Annotated in this window: 18 protein-coding genes and 1 pseudogene; 6 read left to right on the forward strand and 13 right to left on the reverse strand. The window is 67.2% G+C overall.

What is annotated here, in order from left to right; genetic code table 11:
- Positions 1–27: 27 nt before the first annotated feature.
- Together ACN469_RS15910 and ACN469_RS15915 are read right to left on the reverse strand one after the other, a co-directional pair.
- Positions 28–1,269, reverse strand: a complete 1,242-nt coding sequence (locus ACN469_RS15910; RefSeq protein WP_498768760.1) for a 50S ribosomal protein L11 methyltransferase — start codon at positions 1,267–1,269, stop codon at positions 28–30.
- Positions 1,270–1,392: 123 nt separating this feature from the next.
- On the reverse strand, positions 1,393–2,682 hold the full coding sequence (locus ACN469_RS15915) for an MFS transporter (protein WP_498768762.1): 1,290 nt from the start codon (positions 2,680–2,682) through the stop codon (positions 1,393–1,395).
- A gap of 236 nt (positions 2,683–2,918) precedes the next feature.
- On the opposite strand from ACN469_RS15915, the gene ACN469_RS15920 reads away from it, so the two are divergent.
- Together ACN469_RS15920 and ACN469_RS15925 are read left to right on the forward strand one after the other, a co-directional pair.
- The gene (locus tag ACN469_RS15920) at positions 2,919–5,036 is read left to right on the forward strand and encodes a M28 family metallopeptidase (protein ID WP_498768764.1); all 2,118 of its coding nucleotides are present in this window, start codon (positions 2,919–2,921) and stop codon (positions 5,034–5,036) included.
- Between the two features lie 32 nt (positions 5,037–5,068).
- On the forward strand, positions 5,069–5,956 hold the full coding sequence (locus tag ACN469_RS15925; protein WP_498768766.1) for a cupin-like domain-containing protein: 888 nt from the start codon (positions 5,069–5,071) through the stop codon (positions 5,954–5,956).
- 1 nt (position 5,957) lies between these two features.
- Here ACN469_RS15925 and ACN469_RS15930 read toward each other — a convergent pair whose 3' ends face one another.
- The 3 genes from ACN469_RS15930 to ACN469_RS15940 all read right to left on the reverse strand — a co-directional run bounded on the left by ACN469_RS15930 (position 5,958) and on the right by ACN469_RS15940 (position 9,345).
- Positions 5,958–6,512, reverse strand: a complete 555-nt coding sequence (locus ACN469_RS15930; RefSeq protein WP_498768768.1) for a hypothetical protein — start codon at positions 6,510–6,512, stop codon at positions 5,958–5,960.
- Between the two features lie 142 nt (positions 6,513–6,654).
- The gene (gene folD, locus ACN469_RS15935) at positions 6,655–7,542 is read right to left on the reverse strand and encodes a bifunctional methylenetetrahydrofolate dehydrogenase/methenyltetrahydrofolate cyclohydrolase FolD (RefSeq protein ID WP_498768770.1); all 888 of its coding nucleotides are present in this window, start codon (positions 7,540–7,542) and stop codon (positions 6,655–6,657) included.
- Positions 7,543–7,626: 84 nt separating this feature from the next.
- A complete protein-coding gene (locus ACN469_RS15940) occupies positions 7,627–9,345 on the reverse strand; it encodes a B12-binding domain-containing radical SAM protein (RefSeq protein ID WP_498768772.1) in 1,719 nt (572 codons plus the stop codon).
- Between the two features lie 471 nt (positions 9,346–9,816).
- Here ACN469_RS15940 and ACN469_RS15945 point away from each other — a divergent pair, with 471 nt between their 5' ends.
- A complete protein-coding gene (locus ACN469_RS15945; protein ID WP_498768774.1) occupies positions 9,817–10,443 on the forward strand; it encodes a hypothetical protein in 627 nt (208 codons plus the stop codon).
- 67 nt (positions 10,444–10,510) lie between these two features.
- Here the strand turns inward: ACN469_RS15945 and ACN469_RS15950 are convergent, their stop codons facing one another.
- The 3 genes from ACN469_RS15950 to ACN469_RS15960 form a co-directional block, all read right to left on the reverse strand.
- A complete protein-coding gene (locus ACN469_RS15950; protein ID WP_498768776.1) occupies positions 10,511–11,665 on the reverse strand; it encodes an alkaline phosphatase PhoX in 1,155 nt (384 codons plus the stop codon).
- A 162-nt stretch (positions 11,666–11,827) separates the two neighbouring features.
- Positions 11,828–14,917, reverse strand: coding sequence for a S8 family serine peptidase (locus ACN469_RS15955; protein ID WP_498768778.1), 3,090 nt, complete (start codon positions 14,915–14,917; stop codon positions 11,828–11,830).
- A 99-nt stretch (positions 14,918–15,016) separates the two neighbouring features.
- Complete coding sequence (locus tag ACN469_RS15960; protein ID WP_498768780.1) at positions 15,017–16,804, reverse strand: NBR1-Ig-like domain-containing protein; 1,788 nt, start codon at positions 16,802–16,804, stop codon at positions 15,017–15,019.
- Positions 16,805–17,095: 291 nt separating this feature from the next.
- Between ACN469_RS15960 and ACN469_RS15965 the strand changes: the two genes are divergently transcribed.
- On the forward strand, positions 17,096–17,548 hold the full coding sequence (locus ACN469_RS15965) for a hypothetical protein (RefSeq protein WP_498768782.1): 453 nt from the start codon (positions 17,096–17,098) through the stop codon (positions 17,546–17,548).
- A 111-nt stretch (positions 17,549–17,659) separates the two neighbouring features.
- Here the strand turns inward: ACN469_RS15965 and ACN469_RS15970 are convergent, their stop codons facing one another.
- The 5 genes from ACN469_RS15970 to ACN469_RS15990 are packed head-to-tail and all read right to left on the reverse strand — an operon-like array spanning position 17,660 to position 22,742.
- Positions 17,660–19,861, reverse strand: a complete 2,202-nt coding sequence (locus ACN469_RS15970; RefSeq protein WP_498768784.1) for a helicase HerA-like domain-containing protein — start codon at positions 19,859–19,861, stop codon at positions 17,660–17,662.
- Between the two features lie 11 nt (positions 19,862–19,872).
- Positions 19,873–21,054, reverse strand: a complete 1,182-nt coding sequence (locus ACN469_RS15975) for a hypothetical protein (protein WP_498768786.1) — start codon at positions 21,052–21,054, stop codon at positions 19,873–19,875.
- 2 nt (positions 21,055–21,056) lie between these two features.
- Complete coding sequence (locus tag ACN469_RS15980; RefSeq protein WP_498768788.1) at positions 21,057–21,785, reverse strand: M78 family metallopeptidase domain-containing protein; 729 nt, start codon at positions 21,783–21,785, stop codon at positions 21,057–21,059.
- The gene (locus ACN469_RS15985; RefSeq protein WP_498768790.1) at positions 21,782–22,156 is read right to left on the reverse strand and encodes a hypothetical protein; all 375 of its coding nucleotides are present in this window, start codon (positions 22,154–22,156) and stop codon (positions 21,782–21,784) included. The genes ACN469_RS15980 and ACN469_RS15985 overlap by 4 nt, the downstream gene beginning before the upstream one ends.
- Complete coding sequence (locus ACN469_RS15990; RefSeq protein WP_498768792.1) at positions 22,143–22,742, reverse strand: RNA polymerase sigma factor; 600 nt, start codon at positions 22,740–22,742, stop codon at positions 22,143–22,145. The genes ACN469_RS15985 and ACN469_RS15990 overlap by 14 nt, the downstream gene beginning before the upstream one ends.
- Positions 22,743–23,011: 269 nt before the next feature.
- Here ACN469_RS15990 and ACN469_RS15995 point away from each other — a divergent pair, with 269 nt between their 5' ends.
- Entirely contained in the window at positions 23,012–23,818 is an 807-nt protein-coding gene (locus ACN469_RS15995; protein ID WP_498768794.1) for a GNAT family N-acyltransferase, read from the forward strand.
- A gap of 84 nt (positions 23,819–23,902) precedes the next feature.
- Positions 23,903–24,107: pseudogene (locus ACN469_RS16000) on the forward strand (iron-containing redox enzyme family protein); the annotation flags it as partial.

Here is a 24,107-nt window from a genome sequence, read left to right on the forward strand (position 1 = left end):
CTCCCCCTGTTGAAGGTGTACTCGGCGCTACTTCGGCTGGACCTTGAGCTTCTGACGCCCCGCGAGCGTGAGCAGGCTCGAGCCCAGGGTGACCTCGTCCCCGGCCTTCACGTCGAACGCGCGGGGGAGATCTCGGACGGCCCAGCCCCAATGCGTCCGAGGGGAGAAGGGCGACGTCGACAGCACCAGCCGATCATCCAGGTGCGCCCGGAAGAACATCAGCAGCGAGCCCAGGCGCCCCCCTGTTCGTATCTTGAGCGACGACTCCACCTCGCCCGCGGTCTGGGCTTCCAGGTCCCCCGCCAGGTCAATGGTCCTCACCACGCACTCCTCGGAGAGGATGGCCTGGTCGAAGAACCCCGCGCGGAAGTCATTGGCCCGCCGGGGGAACGTGGTGTCGTCGTTGATCTCATCCGCCTGCTCGAGCACGTGCAGGTAGGGGCCGAAGTTCAGGCCATACATGCCGGAGAACTCGCGGGCCTCCAGCCGCGCGCGCTGGGCGATGGAGGGGACGAACTCCGGCTCCACGCCCACGCAGCAGACTTCTATCTTGTGAGGAATCAGCGTGCCCTTGCCCGAGGGGAAGAAGCGCCTGCGGGCATCTTCGATATAGGGAATGACATTCTCGAAGAACGGGTCGATTCCCAGAATCTCATGGACGATGACGTCCGCGGGCTCGGGGAGCTGGACGTCCTTGCTGTTGCCCGTGAGCAGGGTGACCCGGTCCGCGACGCCATTGGCCTGGAACATCATCCGCGCCAGGGCGGCGACCTCGCTCTCCTCCAAGGCATAGACATGTCGCGCCCCGGCCTGCGCGGCGAAGAGGGAGAGGATGCCCGTGCCGCAGCCGATGTCGGCGACCACCTTGTTCCGGGTGTGTTCGAGGATGGCCGAGCGGTAGGCCATGACGCGGACCGAATCGCGCAGCATCCAATGGTGTAGCGCGAAGGACGCGAAGCCGCCTCCCGCTGGCACGTAGCCGCCTTCCTCCGAGCGGTAGTCGGCGCGCACCGGCGTGAGGATGTTGTTGCTCCCCAGCCGCTGGACGGCCTGGGCGAAGGCTTCCTGGCTCAGCGTACGCTCCTGGCGCACCGCGGAGAGCGCGGCCTCCGGCGTGCAAGCATTGGAGAAGGCCCGCAGGATGGCCAGGTCCTCCTCCTGCAGGACGCACGGGGTGCGGGACACGGAGTTCGTGGCGACGAAGTGTCCGGCGCCGTCGAGCTGAATGAAGACGGAGCGGGAGATGATGTAGGGGGTTTCCTTGTGCACGACTCTTTCCCAGGGAAAAGACCGCACCCTCTAGAACAGACGTCATGGTTCCTGATGGGTGGGCTTTTGCTAACACAGACTTCTCGTGGCGAGCAAGGTTGTCCGGGATTGACTGCTGTGCGTTCAATTTTCCTGCTTGTTTGGTAAGGCTTCTGGCAGGAGCGCGTCCGTAACGAAGTCGTGAACAGGGAGCTCTGACAGGCGCGCGGAGGCCAGCCAGACGGTGGTGGGAATCAGGAAGACGAACGCCGCGACGCGCAGTGCCGAGGGGAACTGGAGTCCATCCACGAGCGCTCCCATCGCGAGCGCCGCCAGGGGCGGGGCGCCCAATTGCATCAACTCACTGAAGCTGAGGACCCGTCCTCTCAGGCGGTCCTCCGAGGCGACCTGGAGCAGTGTCTGCGTCAGGCCATACGCCAGCGAAATGGCAAAGCCCAGCAACACCGTGAAGGCCAACGCCATTCCCAACGTGGTCGCGAAAGAGAGTCCTACCAGTGAGAGCGAGACACATCCGTAGGTGACGATGAGCGTCATTCCATAGACGCGGCGCGCTACGCGGGAAATCAGCAATGAGCCCAGGAAAGCGCCAGCGCCCATTCCAAACATGATATGGCCCAGCTCGAATTCAGAGCCCTTGAGAATTGTCTTTACGTAGATGGGGAGGAAAACTTTACAGAAGGGGTAGACGCAGACTGTCACCAGGGCGTTGGCCATGAGCAGGGCCCGCAGGTGCCGGTGTCCCCAGGCGTAGCGCAGCCCCTCGCGCAGGGTGCCTTGCTCCGCGCTTCTGGCGGGCGGGGGCACGCGCGCCTTGGGGCGGACGATGAGGAGGACGATGATGAGCGGAAAGAAGCTCAGCCCGTTGGCGAGGAAGAGCCAATGCAGTGCCCCCACCCCCAGCAGCGTCGCCGCGAGCGCGGTTCCCACCAGTTGAGAGGCGGAGAAGCTGGCCGCGAACAGGCCCACCGCCGTCTGGAGTTGGCGGGGAGGGACCAGCTGCGCGAGCAGCGCCTGTTCGGAGGGGGCATTGAATGCCACGAGCGCGCCAATCAAGAGGAACCAAAGGCAGACCAGGGGCAGGCTCACCTGGTCCATGGCGACGACCGCGGCGCCCCCCAATGTCACAAGACAGAGCAGGGATTGCGTGGTCAGCATAATCTTCCGTCGGTCGTGGCGATCCGCGAGCACGCCTCCCATCAACATCAGACCCATGATGGGCAGCGTCACCGCGCTGGTGACGGCGCCGATGACGGTGGCGGAGTCGGTGAGGCGGGTGATGAGCCAGCCACCGGCGACCGTCTGAATCCAATCTCCCATGTTGGAGAGGCCGAGCGCCGCCCAGTACCTTCGGAAGTCAGGCTGGTCCCGGAGCAGGGACAGGGTGGAGCTGTCGGCTCGTTCTGGCTCGGTCAACGACGCACCTTGGAGTGGAGGCTGGAATTCGGATGACCAGACCAACGGCAATGGCTTGCGTCCGGCGAGCCCTCCCCGTCGTCGGGACAGGACTGGCATTGGCAGCAATTGTCGCCTTTGTCCAGTGGAGGGAGCGTCCACCGGCTCCGGCGTCCGCGGACCTCTCCCGCGACGAATTCTCCGAGGCCCGCGCGATGCCTGTCGTGACGCATCTTTCCGAGGAGATTGGTCTTCGGGTGAGTGGGACACGCGGGCAGCAGCGGGCCGCTGACTACCTCGTCGGGAGGCTGCAAGCCATTCCAGGCGTGGAGGTGCAAGTCCAGACGGCGCCCGCGCGTCTGTCGGGCAGCCCCCGTGGCACGTTGGTTCTCGCCACGCGGGTGACCAACGTGTTGGCGAGGATCCAGGGCGAGTCCGACTCCGCCGTGCTGCTCTCCGCGCACTACGACTCACCCGCGGAGAGCGTAGGCGCCGCCGATGACGCGGCGGCGGTAGGCGCGTTGGTGGAGGTGGCCCGCGCGCTCGCCTCCGGCCCCAGGCTTCGGCACACCGTCCTCATCGGGCTGAACGGGGCCGAGGAGGGATGGTTGCTCGGCTCGGCGGCGCTGGTGGAGCACCCGTGGATGCGGCCAGTGCGCGCCTTCATCAACCTGGAGGCGGCGGGAGTAGGGGGAAAGGCCGCCTTGTTCCAGGGCGGCCCCGGCAACCCGTGGCTCGTGAAGGCGTATGCCCGCGCGGCGCCCCATCCCTACGGCTCGGTGGTGGGGCAGGACATCTTCCAGAGCGGGGCCCTCCACTCGGACACGGACTTCCGCGTGTACCGGGACCGTGGAGGGCTGCGCGGTCTGGACATGGCGCTGTACCAGGACGGCTACGCGTACCATACGAGCCTGGACCGGGTGGACCGCCTGGAGCCTGGCAGCGTCCAGCACCTGGGGGCGAATACGCTCGCGGTGGCGCGCGAGCTGGCGAGCGGGGAGCTGCCGGCCGCGTCGGAGCAAGAGCCGGCCATCTACTACGACCTCGCGGGGCTGGTGATGGTGGCGTATGGCTGGGACCTGGCGCGCCTGTGGGCTGTCCTGGCGTTGCTGCTCGCGGGCGGCGCGCTCGTGCTGGCGGTCCGTCGGGGCGGGCTCACCGGGCGGGGTCTGGTCGAGGGCTTCGCGGTGTCGGGCGGGGGCTTCTTCGCGGGGGTGGGTCTCGCCTGCGTCGCGTCGCTGGTGCTGGGGCCCGTGCTCGGGCGTCCTCATGGTTGGTTCGCCACGCCGGGGCTGGCCTGGATGGGCTTCGGGGCGGCGGCGCTGACCGGCCAGTTCGGGGCGCATGCGCTCTGGGCGCGACGGGGAACCTCGGAGGCGCACGGGCTGGGCGCCTGGGCGGGTGGACTGCTGTCGTGGATGCTCCTGCTCGGCCTGACGACCTGGATGCGGCTGGGGGCGGGCTATGTGCCGCTCTGGTGGACGGTGTCCGGAGCGGTGGGACTGCTCGTGGCCGTGGTGTGGCCCGCGCGGAGCGGCATGGCGCTCCTCGTGTCCTTGCTGCCCGGGGCGCTGGTGAGCATCCAGATGGCGGTCATGTTGATGGAGCTGGCGGTGCCGCTGTCGGGGCGCCTGTTCCTGGGCATTCCGTTCGATCCGGTGATTGCCTTGCTGGTGGCGCTGCCGGTGGTGGCGTGTGGAACGTTTGGAGTGGTGGCCCTGCACCGCTCGGGTGGGCTGAAGGGGACGGCGCTGGTGGCCGTGGGTGTTGCCCTGTTGTCGTTGGGGGCCATGGCGTCGCGCTTCCCCTACTCACCCGCGCGGCCCAAGCGACTCTGGGTGGCGCATGAGCAGTCCGAGGGGCTCCCCGCGCGAGTGCTGTTGATGGGCTTCGACCATCCGGACCTGGCGCAGGTGGTGGCGGGGCTTCCCTCCGAGGGGTGGCGGCGGGTCACCCTCCAGGATGGAGACCCCGCCTTCGAGCGAGCGGCTCCACCGACGCGGGTGCCCGCCCCGGAGCTCCGGGTGGTCTCGTCGGAGTCCATGCCGGAGGGGCGAAAGGTGCGGCTTCGCGTCGAGGCCCCGGGTGCGCTCGAATTCAATCTCAAGCTTCCCCGGCAACGACTCGCGGGGTGGGAGTTTCCCGAGCCGGTTCCCATTTCCCAGGAAGGTGAAGCGGTGCGCTTCAACGTCTATGCACCGGGCGAAGGAGGCTGGGAAGTCACGTTGCACCTGCGTGGGATGGATCCTGTCGCGGTGGAATGTGATTCGAACCTGCCCCTGTCCACTCCGGCCTTGGATGAGCTGCGAAAGCAACTCCCACCGTGGACAACCTCTTTCTTCTTCGTCACCATGCGCCGCGATGCCCGACTTTGATTTGGGCCCGACGCAACACCAGGCGGGGATTCATGAACGCAAAGCGTCCCATCTCCCTCGAGCGGATTGACAATCCCTCTCCCGAGTTCTTTCGAAGGCAATACCTGGACAAGCGCCGTCCCGCGGTCATCACGGGCCTTGCCAGTCGTTGGCGGGCCTTGACGCGCTGGAGTCCGGAGTTCCTCCAGCGCGAGTTCGGCCATCACCCCATCGTCGTGGAGCGAAGCCGGTCCAAGCTTCCGTCGAATGACCCGATGGAGTTCCTCCGCAATCGCTATTACGAGGATGCGGAGCTGGGGAAGATTGTCGGGGTGATGATGTCCGGGCAGCACCCGCCGGGCGCGTATTACGTGACGTATTCGACCATCTTCGAGAAGGCCCCGGAGTTGCTCCAGGACTTCGAGGTCCTGCCGCGAGTGTTGGGCATTCCCTCGCACTATCCGGAGGCGCTGAGGAATCGGCTCACGCTTCGCCCGGGGTTCTGGTTTGGCCCCGCGGGGACTGTGTCCGCGGCGCACTTCGACCGGCAGGAGAACTTCAATGCCCAGATCACCGGGCGGAAGAAGTGGACCTTGTATTCTCCCGAGGATTCACGGCACCTCTACTATCCGTCCCTGGAGATGCCGACGGTGATCTTCAGCCCCGTGGATATCGAGGAGCCTGACCTCAATCGCTTCCCTGGCTTCGCCGAGGCCCAGCCCCATGAGACGACCCTGGAGCCGGGAGAAATCCTGTTCATCCCTTCGGGGTGGTGGCACCACGTGCGGACGTTGGAGCTGTCCATCTCATTGAACTTCTGGTGGTGGACGCTCGCCTCGGTCGGGACGACGGCTCGGGTGAACTACCATTTCGTGCGCAAGCAGGCCCTGCGCTTGTTCGGTCAGCAGGGCGCGACGGGCGCCTCCATGCCGGTGGACTGACTCAGAAATGTCCCCCGAGCCCGAGCACGGCTCTGTCATTGACGACGCCCACCGAAGGGGTGAGCCCCAGGGGAATGCTGAACCGGGTGCGGGAGGCGGAGGGTTCTCCCTTGCGTGAGGCCCGGGCTTGGCGTGCCCCGTCCTCGTCGTCCTCCCAATCCCAATCGGAACCGGTGACGAGTCTGAGATAGCCCGCGCTGAGCGAGAGCCCCAGCATGATGCCCGTCAGGAGGCTGCTCCCACAGCCATCGCCACCCTTGTCGTAGCCGGCGCAGACGGCGATGCCAGCGGCGAGCCCCGCGCCCGAGAGAATCAAGGGCACCAGCCAGATGTGGGTGGGAATCCCCTCGCTCGTGGCTGCGTGGCCATCGACGGAGAGGGCGCGGAGGCGGTTGCCCTCGGCCATGCGGTTCTGCCCGAAGAAGGCACGGGTCTCCGCGACCCGCGTGGACCGCGCTCGGGAGGAGAAGTCGAAGGCGCGGGGAGCAGCGAGGACGGTGCCGGGAGTGGCAAGCCAGAGGCACAGCCCGACAGCGGCGAAGACAGGGTTCTTCATGGGGACGTTCACGAGGAGGCACATGCCCGCCTGGAGGACCAGGGAGCGAGCTTTGTGCACTTCCCGACGAATCGCGCACGGAGATATTCACCCGGAGACCGGGCTCCTTCCGTGCCCCAGGGGAAGCCAGACGGCCCCGTCCCTACGGCTGGCTTCGCGCCACGCGGGCCCGCGCGGCCTGGAGGGTGTTCGCGAGCAGCATGGTGATGGTCATCGGGCCCACGCCTCCGGGCACGGGGGTGATGGCCTCGGCGACCTGGCTGACGGCCTCGAAGTCCACGTCGCCGACCATCTTGAAGCCGCGCGCGGAGCTGGTGTCGGCGACCCGGTTCTGCCCCACGTCGATGACCACCACGCCGGGCTTCACCATGTCCGCGGTGATGAGGTTCTGCTTGCCCACCGCGACGATGAGGATGTCGGCCTGCCGGGTGAACGAGGCGAGGTCGGGGGTGTGCCGGTGGGTGATGGTGACGGTGGCGTCCGGGCCGGGGGCCATCAGCAGCGAGGCCAGCGGCTTGCTGACGATGAGGCTGCGCCCCACGATGACCACGTGCTTGCCCCGGGTCGGGATGTTCTCACGACGCAGCATCTCCAGGATGCCAGCGGGGGTGCAGGGGATGAAGGCGCGCGGATCTCCCACGAAGGCCAGTCCGGCGTTCTGCGGATGAAAGCCATCCACGTCCTTGGCCGGGTGGATGTGCTCCAGGACGGCCTTGTAGGGGAGGTGGGCGGGGAGGGGGAGCTGGACGAGGATGCCGTGGACCGTCGCGTCTGAGTTCAGCCGGTCGATGACCGCGAACAGCTCTTCCTTGGAGACGTCTTCGGGCAGGTTCAGCGTCTGACCCTTCATCCCCAGCGTCTCACAGGCGCGTGTCTTGCTCGCCACATAGGCCTGGCTGGCGGGGTTGTTACCCACCAACACCACGGAGAGGCCCGGTGTGACTCCGGCGGTCTGCAGCTCCGCCACCTGCTGGGCCAGCTCGGCCCGCATCACCCGGCTGATCTCGGTTCCATCGATGTTCCGCGCCATGGGGTGGCTCCATACGCCAGATTCCCGGCGTTGCCGCGCCCTTTCTGGGACGTGGGAGGCCCGGTTGTTGACCCTGCGTCGCGGCTACGCCGGCTGGAGGAAGCGGCCGTCCACCAGGTGGTCAATCACTTCGCGCGCCGAGTGTGGGTCCAACCGCGCCTGCGTCCCCAACTGGCTCACCGCGCTGGAGACCGTCGCGGGTCGCTCGAAGGCGGCCAGGGCGGCGAGCAGGATGGCCCCGTCCTGTCCCTGCACCAGCGTCGGGTCGGAGAACTTGCGAGGGCTGACCGTCGGCGCGCACGTCAGGGTGATGCCGTCGACCGAGCGGAGGACCGTCACGGGCTCCTGGGCGACCTTCGCGGGGGCCCGGTGGTGGCCCAGCCATTCCCCCAGCGTGAATCGCCGCGTCGACGGCGAGGTGTTCAGGAGCCGCGTGCGTCCATTGACGGTGACGCTGCGCCGCGTGTCGCGGTGCTTCCAGGCGAGCGCGTCCACCTGGTCGGAGTTGCGCTGCACGGCCGCCTCGAGCGCCGCGTCGCGGAAGCGAATCATCGGCACTGACACGTCGCCGGGCTCGCGCTGCTCGAAGTAGTCGACGAACTCCTTGAAGGTCTTCGCCTCGGTCACCATGTCGAAGCGCGCGGGATGCTCGGTGACCAGGGCGCCGGGCTGCGCTTCGAGCCGCTGATAGCCCACCACACAGTCGAGGCTGATGACGCGCTCCACCAGACGCAGCTCCTCCGCCAGCCTGGCCGTGTTGGTGAACGGCAGGCCGCCGATGCCGGAGATCTCCATGTCCACGTTCGGATGGCGGCGACAGGCGTCGATGACGTCGAGCAGCTCGCTGTCCCTGGCGCAGGGCTTGAGCAGGCCCTTGCCCATCTGGTCCAGGCGCTGTTGCTCGGAGAAGCAGCCGATGTCGATGACCATGTAGACGCGCTTGAACGTTCGGGCCAGCTCGGCGACCAGCTCCAGGCGCGGCACGCCCCACAGGAAGTACGTGCAGCAGTGCTTCGAGAGGTCCACGCCCGCCCAGGTGCTCCCCAGGAACTCCGCGGTGCTGCCAGCGAAGTCGTAGCGCATCTGCCACGTCTGTCCGGCGATCTCCTGGTGGTCCCTCCGCACGCTCTGCTCGGAGCGCAGGAACGGCTTGGCGCGCCCGAAGGCCGCCTTCTGGTTGCCACGGGCCCCACCGCAGTAGAGGCAGTTCTCGCCACACCCCTTGCCCGGCGCGACCCAACCGGAGAACGAGTTGCGGTCCAACTGGCTCAGGAACAGCTCGTTGAAGTGGGAGTAGTAGATGTCCTCGGTGTTGGTGGCCCCCTGGATGTAGGTCAGGGGCAGTCGCCGGGACGTCCCGGAGGGCGAGCGCGACACGCAGTTGGGCGGGGACTCCTCCCCCTGGCAGATGGCGAGCAGCGGCACCTCGCCGTCACCCAGCACGATGTGGTCGATGCAGTCGAACGCGTGCAGCTCCCTCCACCAGTACGACGCGGAGTTGCCGCCCACGACGATGCGAATCCCGGGGTCTATCTTCCGGAGCGTCCTGGCGATGAGCAGCGCGCGGTCCACGTGGTGGAACCACTTGAGGCTGATGCCGACGAGGCGCGGCCGTACGCGGGTGACGAGCCGCTCGAACGAGCGCACCACCTCCGCTTCCGTCTCGTCGCCGTCGTACAGCCGTACGAAGGCCTCGATGCCGCCACGTCGCAGGTAGCTCGCCAGGTAGAGGATGCCGCACGTGGCCTCGCCCGTTCCGGCGCCCACGAGGAGAACTGGCGAGAGCTCACGACCAACACCCATGCGACAAGCACCGACCTTTCCAGGGAGGGGCACAGTAGACGATTCAGGCCCCTGTCGGCTCGGGAATGGTGGACCGCACCGGGCGCGGGCGGGCGGGCGAGCGGCACGGGGGCCGCCTGGGCCCAAGGCGACTTCGGCGTTCAAGGCGCCGGACTCGAATCGCTGGCGTCCTGGCTTCGATGCGGCTGGAGGCGTCACATCTGACAGTCTCGCCACGGCTGTAGCAATGGGCGCTACAAAGACAGCGCGGTTTCTCATCATTCCTGACGCGGACGCCAGACTTGTAACATGGCAAGTCACAGTGGGATGTGGCGGGGACGTAAATGATTTGTCTTTGGGCTTGTGTGTAGACCTTCAATCACAGCAAAGTGCGGTCCTCACTCATCAGGGGGCTGCATGCGCATCTCGTCTTCGTCGTCTTCCTCTCGTGTTGGTATGTCTCGCGGTTGGCTGTGTGCGGCGGCTGTCGCCATGGCGCTCGTCGTCGCTTCCCCCGGTCGCGCGGAGGCCCAGTGTACGAGCTGGCCGACCAACACCACCGTGAACCCTGGCTCGGGCTACGCCGACACCATCAATGTCTCGGGGCTGGCCTACGGGACGTACATCATCACCGCGACCTCCTCCGGGAGCGCGGGCATCATCAACCTGGCGTTCAGCGCCGCGCCGGGCGCGTCCTGGAGCAATGGCACGAAGGGCTTCATCGGCTCCTCGACCACCATGTATCTGAGCTTCATCCTGGCCGCCGCGGCGCAGCCGGGCCGCTCGTCGACTGTCTCGATGAATGTCGTCAACACCGCGGGCCAGACGGTCTGCTCCTCGAGCTTCGTGGTGTCGGTGGCTGGGGATGCGTGCCCGGGCGACGCCGCCTGGCTGGGTGGCATGGTCGACGCGACCTTCGATGGCGCCAACTGCTACGTGGCCTCGATGCCGGCGACGGACGGCTCGGCCTTCATGCACGCCAACAACTATTACATGACGCGCGGCCCGAACAACGTGTGTGAGGCGGGCTGGTTCGACGGCGCCAACTGCTACCTCGGCTCGCCCCCCAGCGGGAAGTCGGGCTTCTTCTGGGGCTCGGCGTTCTACTACACGCCCTGACGAACCCCGTCGTGACGGCCCCGCGCGGCGAGGAAGGACCGCGCCGCGCGGTGGTCGGGCTGTTGGCTCAGCGGAAGGGCCCGCGCACCTCGAAGGTGACGCCCTGACCGCTCGTGCCACGCTGTGAGCTGAAGTACAGCCGGTGTCCGTCCGGGCTGAACGCGGGGCCGGTGAGCTCCGAGCCCCCATGGCCTTCGAGCTGGAGGAACGGCGACACAATCCGCTCCGGCTGAGGCGTGATGAGGCAGAGCTGGAGGTCATCTCCGTCCTCGGCCACGTAGAGGTCCCCCGCGCGAGACACGGTGACGTTGTCCACGCCATGCAGGGGCGAGTCCGGGAAGAGGTTGTCGTCGTAGAGGATCTCCACCCGGTCGGTGGCCGGCGTGTGGGCCCAGACGCGGTTGTCTCCCTTGGTGGTGAAGTAGACGGTGCCGCTGTCGTACCAGCAGCCCTCGCCACCATCGAAGGCGGTGGTCGAGAACCGCGCGGCCTGGAGCCAGGCGGGGCTCGTCGCGGAGACCTTCACCCACTTGAAGCTCGCGGTGCCTTCCAGCGCATTGCCAGACAGTCGCGCGGCCTCGAGCCTGCCCGAGGCGAGTGAAGGCCACTGGGTTGGCGTGAAGCGGTAGAAGCGCCCATGGGGGCGGTCCTCCGTCAGGTACAGTCGATGTCCCACCGGGTCCACCGCCACGGCCTCGTGGGCGTAGGTGCCCAGCGCGGCGCGGCGCAGGCCCTGCGAGGGACTCAGCGGATTGCACTCCCACACATGCCCGCCGTCCCATTCCTCACAGGACAGCCACGTGCCCCACGGCGTCGGCCCGCCCGCGCAGTTGGCGATGGTTCCGCCGAGGATGCGGTACGCGCCCACCACGCCGCCTCCTCCATCGAAGCGCAGCGCGGAGGCGCCGCCGAGCAGGGGCAGCTCGCTGTTGGACGTGTAGACCCAGCCACCGTCGCCCGTGGCGAAGCACGTGCCGCCATCGGGGCTCCCGTGCCAGGTGTAGTCCGTGCCAGGGACGACTTCATTCGTCCGCGCGACGATGCGGGAGGTGAAGCCCGCGGGCAGTCGCAGGCCCTGCGCATCTGGCGTCCCGGAGAGGGCGCCGTACGGTCCTGGCCCTGGCCTCGAGGGGGCCGCATAGGCCGAGCGCCAGAAGCCGGGACCCAGGACGAGCAGTCCGCTGCTCATCGCGGTGAGTCGAAGGAAATTCCTGCGCTGCATGGGCTCGCTCCAGTTCGTGGACAAGCCCTGGAGACTGGTTCGTGCGAGGCCCCGCGCACAGCGCGCTCCGAGGGCAGGGCCCTGTCCACCCGGGGACACGGCACCGCGCGCGACCTGGACGACAGGACGCGTGCGGCGGAGTTCATCGGGTGTCGAGCGGGGCTACATCTCCACCGGCGGCGTGCAGTCGACGTCCTGGCAGACCTCTCCCGGCGGGCAGTAGCAACGGTCCGCCACGAGGATGTTCACCAGCGTCGATGCCTCACCGAAGTCGATGACCGTCGTCGCGTCGACCCGCACGCGCATCCGCCACTGGAAGGCATGCGGGCCCTGGGTGGTGGGGGCGGTGGCGGTGAAGCTGAAGGTCCGCTCTTCGCCGGGCTTGACCCTGTCTCCCAGCTCCAGGGGGATGGACACGTGTCCCCAGTTGTTGCCCCGGAGTTCGGGAAGCGGCGCCAACTGGACGCCCGGGAGCTCTCCCCACGTCGTGTCACCCGTGTTCCTCATCCGGAGGGTGACGGGGAAGCTCTGCCCGGGCTCCACGCGGGTGGGCACCATCTGGCTCACGAACGTCGCGTGGGCCCTGGGGATGAGCTGGACCGTCGTGCTCTGCGTGGCCTGTCCGAAGGCCCCGGTCTGGTTCTGCCACATGCGCCACTGGAGCGCCTGCGGCCCGGCGGTGAGTGGCGCGTTGACGGTGACGATGAAGGTCTTCTCCGCGCCCGGCGAGACTTCCTCTCCGGGGGCGAGTGTTCCATTCGAGTTGCTCCATGCGGAGGACAGGTTGCGCAGGGAGAATCCGGTGTCCGCGCGCCAGGCCTGCGTGCCCGTGTTCCTCATCGTCACGTTGTAGGTGAAGGCGTTGCCCGCCATCACCGTGGTGGGGCCTGACTGCCGGACGAAGGCGGCGTCGCGCGGAGGGAGCGTGACGGTGATGGTGACGGGCTCGGTGAGCGCGCCGAAGTAGATCGGCTGCTCGAACGCGTCTTGAACCATCCGCCAGGACAGGGTGTAGACGCCGGGCGTGGTGGGCGCGGTGAGCGTATCGGAGAAGGTCAGCTCCTGACCGCGAGCCGCTGAGTCCGTCGGGTTGAGGTAGATGCGCTGCCGTCCCCACGTGTTGCTCGCCGCGGGCTGGGAGCCGAGCCGATAGAATTGGGCCGGCGACCAGGTCTCGCTGCCCGTGTTCTTCATCGTGAAGGTCGCGTGGAACGTGCTTCCGACCACCACCGTGGTGGGCGCGGATTGCCGGACGAAGGCCGAGTCGCGGAACGGAACCGTGACGGTGATGTGCCGCTCGGGTGTGGGCGCGCCGAACAGTCCGTGCCCCTCCTTCATCATCTGCCAACGGAAGGGATAGGTGCCCAGCGAGTACGGCGTGATGACGGTGAACAGGAACGTCTTGTTCGTCTGGGGCGCGATGCTCTCTCCGGGCGCCAGCTCCACGCGGTCCGAGCCCCAGAAGGCCGTGTTGCTCGCGGGAGCGATGGACTGGAGCCTGAATCCCGAGGCGGCCGTCCAGGGTTCCGTTCCCGTGTTCCGCATCGTCACGCTGACGCTGTAGACCCGCTCCGCCTGCAGGGTGGTGGGGACCTCCAGGAACCAGAAGCTCGCGTCATGGACGGGGCCAGGGCAGCGGAAGCTGATGTCGCGAGACTGGCTGCTCCCCTCATCGTCGACGACGGCGAGCCGCAAGGTGGCATCGGCGCCCGCCGTGCAGGTGCCCTGCGCAGATATCGCGGTGGACGTGGTGAGGGTGGCGTTCGCGAGGGAGGACCAGGTCTGGTGGTAGGGGCTGACTCCGCCCGAGGCCAGGGTGCTGGCGCAGGTGAAGGTCCCTGGGAGCGTGCCCGGGCCGCACGTGGGGGTGGGGAGGTGCAGGGCGGTGATGATGGCCTTGGAGGCATCCAGCATGCCGGCGCCGCAGGTTCCGGGCACGCAGCCCGGGACGGTGTTGACGGCCTGGAGGAGCCGCTGGGTGACCTTGGCCGAGGACCAATGGGGCCGCTGGGTCATGAGGAGCGCGGCGACGCCCGCGACGTGCGGCGCGGCCAGCGAGGTGCCGGACAGGTAGCGGTGACAGAAGTCCTGCCCGAACACCGTGGGGCCGGGCTTGGACACGGCCCAGGCGGAGACGGCTCCGCCCGTCCCGCTGTAGGGCGCCATGGGGGTGAGGTCGTTGCAGGCCAGCCCATCGCCGAACGCCTCCGGACCGCCACCCGGCGCGGTGAGGGTCACCGAGGGGCCCCTGTTGCTGTACGGCGCCAGTTGCCCGTTCGGCATCGTCGCGGCCACGGAGATGACGCCCACACAGGAGGCGGGGACGACCACGCCGGGGTCTCGGCTGTCATTGCCCGCGGCGGCCACCACCACGACGCCCGCGTTGATGGCGTCGGTGATGGCTCGCTGAATCGACGGGTACTCGAGGCAGCTCTCCTCATGAGGGGCCAGCGTGCCGAAGCTCATGTTGATGACCTTGGCGCCGTTCTGGACGGACCAGGCGATGGCTCGGCCCACGTTGCTCAAGATGGGCGCGTCGGTCGTCGAGGAGACCTTCACGGGCAACAGCGTGCAGTCCTTGCAGACGCCCGCGACGCCTTGATGGTCCCACTTCGCTCCGAGGATTCCGGCGACGTGCAGGCCGTGGTGCCACCGACCCTCCGATGTCGGGTCCGCGTCAGAGGCCCCTGGCGTCTCGTAGCCGAAGTCATGGCCCACACCCCAGCGGTCCGCGAGGTCCGGGTGCGCGAGCTTCCCGGAGTCCAGGACGGCGATCTTCACGTTGCCGGTGACGGTCTGCCACGCCTCGGGCAGGTGGATGGCGGGGTAGTGCCATTGCAGGCCGTAGTAGGGGTCGGTCGGTACGGAGAAGTAGTGCAGGTAGAGGTCCACGTGCGCGTACTCGACGTCGGAGCGCAGGCGCAGCGCCTCCACGGCGGCCGTGGTGAGGGCTTCCTGCTCGGACACGGACTTGTTCGTCAGCGCTTCGGTGGACGAGAGGGTCCAGATCTCCGCGCCCACGGGAAGCACGTCCGCCTGCTGGAATGTCAGGCCATTGAGCGTCATTGGGGCGCTGACGGTGGAGGACTTTCCCTGAGCGGACGGCCGGAACTTCACGATGACCCGGCCCGGGACGAATCGCGGGAGGGCGACCTGGGACTCCTCCAGCTTCTGGGTGGACGCGGGCAGGGGCGCGGGCTCTACGTCCGGAGGAGGCGGCTCTCCGCAGTTGGCCCAGAGGACCAGGAACAAGCAGGCTTGAAGACAGCGCAAAAGTCGAGATGGGTTCACAGGTGTTTCCTGGGGATGACTGCGATTGAGGTGTTGAGAGGACAGGTGGACGGGGTTCGCCTACTGCTGCTCTGCCGGTGGGGCGCAGGACTGCGGGCAGTCGAGCCCGGGCGCGCAGGAGTCGCACGAGAGGGGCGGTGACTTCACGTTGGCGGTGAAGACCAGCTCGGGACCGAATGGAATGCCGTTGCGCTGCATGCGCCAACGGAAGTTCGCGCGGCCGGCGTAAGGGGGCGCGGTGGCGGTGAAAGAGAAGCTCTTCTGCTGCCCCAGGTGGATGGCGTCACGCGTGTCCAGGACGAGGTCACCCAGGCCGTCGAGCGATACGGCGCGGAGGCCATTGGCGGCGGTCCACGAGGTGGTTCCGGTGTTCTTCGCGGTGACCGAGCCGCTGAAGGGTTGTCCGGCCGAAACGTAGGGAACGCGGTCGAGGGATATCTGAGTGGCGGCCAGGGCGGGCGTGTCGAGGAAGGCGCCCAGGAGCTGGCGGCGGAACGGGAGGAAGGTGCTCTTGAGGGCGGTGGAGAGATGGTGGACCCACTCGCCGATGGAGGGAGCGAACTCCCAGGTCTCGCTGACATGCACGAAGTTCGGATTTGCCTCCGGGAAGAACCCGGCGGTTCCACCGATGTCGGCGTTGCTGCTCCGGTTGTGGCAGCCACCGCAGGAGAGTGACTGGGCGCGCGAGACGAGCTGCGTCGGCGTCAGCGGGCTGCCGATGCGCTGCAGCTCCACGCGGATGGCGTTGGCGAAGGAGTTGTTTGACGGGGCGCTGAGGAACTGCGCGACGTAGTCGTCGACGACGTTGAGGTTCTGGGAGTCGCTCTGCGCGGCATTGAAGGCGTCGGGGACGTCATGATTGAAGCGATTGATGTCATCGACGGCGAGGCTGGCCACCTGACTGAGGAAGTGGCTCCGGAAGCTGACGGCGAGCGGGTCGGTGTTCGCGATGTTGAAGAACTCGCCGCGCGGGTTGGCTTTCACGGTGGTGGGAACGAAGCGCAGGGTGCATCTGGAGAGCCCGCACTCCCGCTTCAGCTTGAACTCACGGAGCATCCAGACGCTGGAGGGCTCGCCGGGAGGGCTCTGCATGAACTGGTTGGTGCGGACCTGTCCCGCGCTGGCGGGGTTGTCGCCGTAGTTGTTGAAGTGGATGACGGGGTTGGGACCGTCGAAGAAGAACGACTTCACGAGGGCGCGGCGGATGACCGGGTCCTGAGGGGTGGAGAACTGTTCCCAGGTGCGGGCGATGGGGCGGCAGCCCTCCAGTCCGAGCTCGGGCTTGGGATTGGGGAGGACGGCTTCGAAGATGACGAGGTTCCGGCTGCTGGAGTCGCGAGCGAAGACCAGGCGGTACTCGCCACAGTTCGAGCCGTCCGGAGGCGTCAGGTCGAAGCGGTTGAAGAGGCCGACGAGCGAGTAGCGGTTGAGGGTCGGCTCGAGGGTGGCGATGGCCTCGGTGCCTTCATTCGGGCGACAGACGTAGGGGGCGCCGTGGAGGGTGTTGTTGTTGTCGGTGCAGTGCGCGCCACCCGGCAGGTCGGGCTGTCCAGGCGCGGGGTTCTGGGTGTCCCAGAGCTGGCGGTAGAGCTGCTCGGCGGTGAAGCCGGTGTTGCCGGCCTGGCTGACGAGCTGGTCGAGCACCATCCGCAGGGTGATGGTCGCCATCGACGCTTCGTCGACGATGACCAGCGAGCGATACGGCTCCAACGTCGCCGCGGTGGGGGAGGGTGTGTCGGCGAGCGCCGTGGCCTGGAGTCCGCCGCGCTCGGAATGAGGCGCCGCCTCGGCGCGCCCGAGGCTCGCGAGGAGCAGGCCCGTCAATAGAACGTTTCGAAGGTGAAGCATCGCTGTGGCCTCGGAAGACTTCGGTGTCCGAGAGCCGTTACGGTCGATGCCGTGAACCTGGTTGATGAATTCCGAATCCTCGCAACTCAGGACTCCGGAGGCAGGCGCGGAGTCAGGGAGTCGAATGCCACCCGGGGTGGTGCGCGAGAATCATGGCGTTGATGAGGGATTGACCCGCATCCGCGCGGAGGAGTGAGGCGCTCTGGACGGTGCTGCCGGTTGGTTGCGAATTCTTTACAGGGGAGTGAAGTTGGCGCACTGTTCGACCCGGCGTCTGTCCAAGGGGGTTGCATGAATGGTCTGTGGATGTGTCTGCTGACTCGGATTGTTCCGCTGTTGATTGTGGGGCTGTCTGGTGTTTCTGGCGCAGCGGAATGGATTGGCTGTGGCCGCGTGGATCAGTTGGTGGCCTGCCAGTTGCCAAACTACCCGAGTACTCGTTACGAGTATGGAATGGCGGTCTATAATGATACGCCAGAGCCGCAACCTGTTGCTTGCCTCGGCTGGAATATCGGCTGGAGGATTCACAACAAGGAGCCGCACTTCATCCATAGTGATAATCCGACCATTGGTACGAAGTGGGGTGGTTTCATGTTTTACATGGGAACCAGTGCAACGGATGATGATACCTGTCTGGCGGGGACTTGGAGGCAGCGTTACTGGCATCTGGATGCCAATAATTCAATCGTCACGGGTTGGTCGAATGGCTGCTTCAATCAGGTGATATACTGTCGTGCCCGATAGCTGTTCACTTCCGGGGTGGAGTGCGTTCGACACTCAAGAATAGGCGTGCTCGAACCCGGTGCGCGAAGCGAGCGGGAAAGGAAACTCCCGCTCGGCTCTACGCGTCCCGGCTCAGTCGACGAGCAAGCGCTTCACGGGGGCGGGGTCGACGGCCACCATCAGCGGACGGGCGAAGTTGCTGAAGGAGACCAGGGCCTGTCCTGGCGCGAGCCGCGTCACCCGGTTCCAGAGGCTCTCGTCGATGCTGCCCACCGTGCGCTGCATGCGGGAGATGACGGAGCTGTCGGTCATCTTGTGGATGATGAAGTTGTTGAGCAGGCCCAGCACCTCATTGGGGAGGTGCTGCGGCAGTTGCGTGACGAAGACGAGCCCGAGCCAGCGCTTGCGTCCGCGCTTGGCGATGCGGGCGACCTGCTCGAAGAGGACGGGCATCTGGCTGATGCGGCTGGCCGACAGGAACTCGTGCGCCTCCTCGATGATGATGAGCACCGGGGTGACGGCCTGGTCCTGGTGGTTCGCCTTCTCGTAGCGCGCCTCCTGTGCCTCCTGGAGTCCTCGCAGGATGTCCGCGATGACCAGGTTGTTGAGCTGGGGCGAGTCCGTGTCCGACAGGTCGATGACCGACACCCGGCCCGGCGTGAGCATCGAGCCGTAGGCCACGCCTGGAGCAGTTCCCACGTCGAAGATGTTGAGACGCCGTAGGCGGTGGAGCTTGCTGGACAGGGCCTTCCAACTGATTTCGTGCCGGCTGCTCTGTGCCATCACCCGGCGCATGACCATGCCCGGGTTGCTCTTGAACTCGCTCCTGAGGGTGAGCGCGTTGCCCGGCGGAGCCGTGGCGTCTTCCGGGGCCGGGGCGTCCAGCACCGTGATCATGTCCAGCAAGGGCTCCTGGCGTCGCGCCGCGGCACGAGGACGTGCCTTGGTCTCCGCGCGGCCCTCGTCACTGAGGCTGTAGATGTAGGCGCTCACGACATCCAACACATGCTGGATGGTCATCCGGGGGTAGCCGGTCGACAGCTCGTCCACGTCCAGCGCCTGCTGTTTCTCCGAGTCACTCAGCGGGAAGATCTTGAAGTCCTCCAGGAGCAGCTTGGTGACATCGTAGGCCTTGAGGAAGCGCTCCTGCTGCGCGTCTGACATGTCCAGGATTTCGGCCAGCGCATAGGGCGACAGGCTGGAGAAGTTCAGGGCGAAGCGGTGCAGGTTCTTGTGGTGCGGGTTGCGGCTGGAGCGGCCCGTCAGGTGATGGAGGTGCAGGTCCCTGACGCCTTGGGGCCGCTGGCCCCTGCGCTTGAGGGCCTCCAGCATGGCGGCGTGGTCCGTGGGCTCATCCACGTGCGTGTACTCGCCCTCGACGTCGAAGATGACGGTGGCGATGCCCTCCGCCTGGGCGCGGTGGATGAGCGTGGCCACCGTCGTGGACTTGCCGCCGCCCGTCGTCCCGATGATGCCGGTGTGGCGGGGCAGCACGGACTTGTCGCGCGCGTTGAGGCGGGCCTCCATTCGCTCGTAACCCACGACGACGCCCAGGCACAGGTCACCGCCCACGCCGAGCACGCGCTCGCTCTCCTTGTCATCCAGCACGAACACGGGGCTCTGGGGGCGCGGCCGGAAGCGGGGAGGCTTCAGCGTGCCCTCCACCTCCTCGCCCAGCAGCTCCACCTCCGCGCGACCGTGGTAGTCGAACGTGTACGTGAGCTTCTTCCCATGCGTCACCACGCCAATGGCCATCGTGGAGTTGGCGGGGACGGCGTTGGGCTCCGCGAAGGGGCCTCGGACGACGACGCCCAGGTAGGTGCGCTTGTCCTCGCGCGACTTCACCCGCACCAGCGTCTGGGAGGCGAGCAGGTGGATGTCGTCGCGGGCCAGCAGGACCGTGAGGAGGTTGTCCTCGCTGGACCCGGTGTCGAAGTGGGTGAAGCCCGCGGCCAGCTCCAGCTCGGGGTCGAGCTGGGACGCCGTCGTGTCGTTCCTCAGCCCCTCGAGCGCGGCGCGGGCCTCGGGCGGTATGGAGCGGGCCACATCGCCGCGCCCTTCGCGCGCGGTCGCTGGTGGAGGCGGTGCCGGGGGCGGGGACACCGGGGGTCTGGCCGGCGGCAACGGTGCCGCGCGGGGCGATGGTCCCGGGGGCGCCGGCCTTCGAGCCTCACCGCCGGAGGGCGGCGGGGCCTGACGCGGCGGCTCTCCTCGAGGTCCTCCGAGCCCCTGGAGCGGCACCGGGTGGCCGTTCAGGCCTTGCGGTGGACGACCCGGAGTGTTCTCGAATAGCCCTGGAGCTGGTGACCTCGGACCCTTGCCATCATGGGACATGGTGTCTCCCCCTACCGGCGCATGCTGCGCTCACTGAAGAACTGGAGGTTGGCGCCCGCCTGGGCGTACGCGTCGTGGACCAGCCCCAGGAAGCCGTCGTCGCCAAAGGCGCTGCGGCAGGACATCTCCGCGACGTCGAGCAGCAGGGGAAAGCCCCGCTCGGGGCGCAGCACGCTGTCGGCCATGGCCACCCAGGCCGCCTCGTGCACGTGCTCGCGGTGCGCGTAGAACAGCCGGGGAGGGGAGTGGTCCGAAATCCGGAACAGCCCCTTCACGACACAGGAGCTCGAGTCGCGCACGAACTCCCAGGCCATGCGCTTGCTACGGCCCCCGTACTCCCAGCCGTCGACGATGTACTCGCCTTCCGCTTGGAGCGTCTCGAGCAGGGCGTACTCACCCGCGTCGAGCGCGAACCCCATCGTCAGGAACCCCCGATCCTGAAGCGCGCCGGAGACGAAGACGAACTTCTTGTGCTCATGGATGAGGCGCTGGAGCACGGACAGTGAGCGCGCCAGCAGCGTCATGTACCCGGAGCCTGAGAGCAGCTCATGCGCACAGGGATTGCCAATACCCATGCGCCACTCCGCGGTGGACTTGCTCAGGAGCGCGGCTCGCTCCGCATAGGTCCGGATGCCTCGGCGCGCCATCCGGGACAGGGAGTCCTTGTGTCCCCTGAAGCGGTTCTGGCGCATGTTGATGTAGTCCATCGCCTCCTTCATGGGGTCCGTGTTGCGTGCGGCCATCTCCTTGCGGAACAGGCGCGTGGAGAACGCGCCGGAGTTCCCCTGGTAGCCCACGACGCCCACGCCAATCTGGGAGATGCCGATGGGCAGGCTGTCGTGGTTCGCGGAGCTGCCGGCCACGGCGTCGACCTTGCCTCGGAACAGCAGTCGCTCGTGGATGAGGGACAGCTCCTCCGGGGTGACTTTGTAGACACCCGCTTCGGGAAGGGCCGCGTGGCGAGTGGACAGCCGGGGAAGGATTTCATTGCGGACGAGGGTGCGCAGGCGCCCTTCCTTGTGGACGGCGCCGGCAATCTCGTTGCGAAAGCGCTCCATGACCTGGTCGAGGTCGAGCCCGGTGGACCATCGGTCGAGGTCCAACGTGGAGGCCATGCTCTCCCCGAAGGCCTCTTCGTAGTCGCCGTCCCCATACAGCTCTTCATCGTCATCCGGTGGAAACCCGCTCGACATATCTACCCCTCCTCCACTCCCAGGAATCGCTCCATGGAAAAACGTGGGACTCGCAGGCGGCGGCGCAGTCCGTGGACATGCGCACGTGCCACTTCCCAGGGGAGCCCGAACCGGAACACCACCCGGCCGACGGCCTCCTCCTCGGGCACGTCCTTCACCCAGGGAATGACGAGCGCCTCCGGCGCTAGCAGCTCCAACGCCAGGAGGTCCGCGCGCCGCTCGGACTCCATCACCTCTCGGCGGGCGTAGTGCCCCGAGGCATCGCGCGCCATGAGCTCCCCTGGAGGGCCCAGGGAGAGCTTCTCGAAAAGCGCGGTCAGCGACTCCTCGGGCGTGGGGGCTCGCTGGCCGTCGAGCACGGGGAGGATGGCCTCGCCAAACACTTGCACGGCGCGGACGCGTGGCAGCCACTGGTCCAGGATGAAGTGCGACAGCTCATGGGCCACGGTGAAGCGCTGCTCGGGCCGTCCTTCCGAGCTGTCGTGGAAGAGGAAGCCGCGCCCGGCATCCGCCACCATGCAGCCATGGAAGTCATGGCCGTCTGTCGGCACCGGGACGTAGATGCCCCGGCGCAGGAGCCAGTCGCCCACGGCCTGGGGCGTCAGCTCCATCAGCGCCACCACGATGACGGGCAGGCGCCGGGGAATCTCCATGGCCAGGTCACGCGGAAACCGGAGGGGGGCCGTCAAGCCACTGGCTTCCACGGCCTCCTCCAGCCACCGCGCCGTCATGAGCTCTTGTCTCCGTCCCGGACCCGGTCTCTCGCCGCTATCAGGATGGGATGCGCGTGCGCGCCGACATCCCTCGTGGAATGGGACATCGCCTCCACGATTTCGACATGACGAATCACCCGGACGAGCGCCAGGAGATCCACTGCATGACGTTGGGCGATGGTGGTGAGCTCCGCATCGAAGTCAGCGCCCTGGGGGCGTCGGCACAGACTCAGCCACAGGAGCACCTCGCGCGTGCAACCCAACTCCCGGGCCAGCTCCGCTTCGGTCCGCTCCTCCAGTTGCCGGTATCGCGCGAAGGTATGGGCCAGCGTCCAGGACTCGCTCTGGCCTCGCCGGGCCGCATGTTCGAGCCACTCAGGGTTTGACATCTCGGTCCTCCTTCCCGAGCCGCCCCAATAACTTCATGAGGCGGTCTCGATTTCGCTTCACCTCTCGGCGACGCTCTATCTCCGACAACGGCGGCAGGTTCATGGCCTCCGCCAGGACCAGGGTGGAGCGCTCACCCTGGAGGACGAGCCCGAGGAAGATACGGTCCTTCTCCTCGAGCAGGGCCTGCTCGACTTGTTCCAAGACGATTCGTGTCTCCACGATGATCTCCATCGTGTCTTTCGGAGCCGGCGTCCGAAGTACGAAAACCTCCCCGAATTTCCTTTCTCTGCGTTGCCGGGCTTCATGGCGGCGGTACTGGTCCAGGGCGTTCATCCTGGCGGCCCGCGTCAGGTACGTGGACAACCGACTCTTCCGGGCAACGTACTGTTCGGGATTGTCCAGATAGGTGTAGATGACATCGATGGTTGCATCCCGGGCCTCCTCGTACAGCTCACTGCGCTTCTTGCAGAGGGCCCGGATGATGGGGTCCATGAAGACCCTGAACACATCCTCGGAGACCAACGGCTCGCGTCTCAAGACGCGCTCGTGAAGTGCTTGTTCCTCCGCTTGTGATGGAAACCTCATCCCCACTCCTCGCCGGGAAACTCCTGCCCGCTCTCGGGTTGACATCGACATGTGTGTTCGTTCCCGCTCTGGCGAGTTCGACGGAGGCGGGTTTGTGAAACGCCATGGAAGGGTGCTGGAGGCCAGTCCCTCTGTCTGTACCTCCCAGGTGGTATGTCGCCGCGCTTGCGCTGTGAAAATGAGCGCCGAGCGCACTTTGGATCCCGGCGACGAATGAATGGACGGGAGACGGCGAGCCGCCGCGACCGACCCGAGTTCGTGAGGGAACCATGACGTCCATGCACTGCCGAGTTGCCACCACCCAGCGAGAGCTCGATGACGCGCTTCGCGTCCGCTGGGCTGTCTTTGGAGGAGAGCTGAAGCTGATGACCGGGAAGGCCTCGCCGTCGAGGCGGGAGGTGAGCTGCTTCGACACGTTGGAGACCACGGTGCATCTGGTCGTCTATGCGGACCGTGAGCCGGTGGCGACGTTGCGAATGTTGATGGTGAACCCCGAGGTGGCGCTCGCCACGGGCGGGCGGCTGGGCATCGAGCTGGAGCAGAAGCTGGACCTGTCGGACCTGGGCGGGCCGGGCATGGTGTTCGCGGAGACGGCGCGCTTCTGCGTACTCGAGCGCTGGCGGCACTCCGAGGCGGTGGCGCACCTGCAGGCGGCAATCCATGCGGAGAGCCGGCGGCGAGGCGTGACGCACTGGATTGCGGCGGCGAATCTGGACACGGATTCGTGGGAGGACGCGAGTCTCAGCGCTCGGGTCGCGGCGCACCGGGGATGGACGAGCCCACGCTGGCGGGTGAGCGTCTCGGAGGCGAGCGAGTCGCCGGTGCTCCCCAGCAGTCCTTTCTATACGCCCGCGGAGCGTGAGCGCGCGCGGCGGGGGCGCCTGGACGGGCTGCGGATGCCGAGGGCGCCCTGCCTGTTCGCGCGGAAGATGGGCGCGCGGTTCGTCTCGGGGCCGCTCTACGACGCGAGCTTCCGTCGCTTCACGCTGCCGCTCATCGCCGCGCTCGACGAGATTCCCGCCAGCACCCTGGAGCGGTTCCGCGCGGTCGACGGCATCCTGCGTCGCGCCGGCTGACCCCAGGCCGCGCAGGCCTTCTTCCTTCACCTTCAACTCGCAACAGCCGGGAGCGCGAGCCCCGGACAGGAGACGTCCGTGCAGATGACGCTGGAGTGCTCGAAGTCGATGGATTGGGTGGACCTGCTGGAGCAGGAGGCGCGCGCGCTGGTGGCGACGTTGGATGCGCATCCCGACGCGAGCCGCCTGTTCGCGGGCACGTTGGACCGGGCGGGCTATGTCCACTACCTGGTGCAGACGTACCACTACGCGCGCTGGAGCACGCCGCTGCTGAAGGGCGCGGGGGAGC

This window comes from Corallococcus terminator, from assembly GCF_049194865.1.
Classification (GTDB): Bacteria; Myxococcota; Myxococcia; order Myxococcales; family Myxococcaceae; genus Myxococcus; species Myxococcus terminator_A.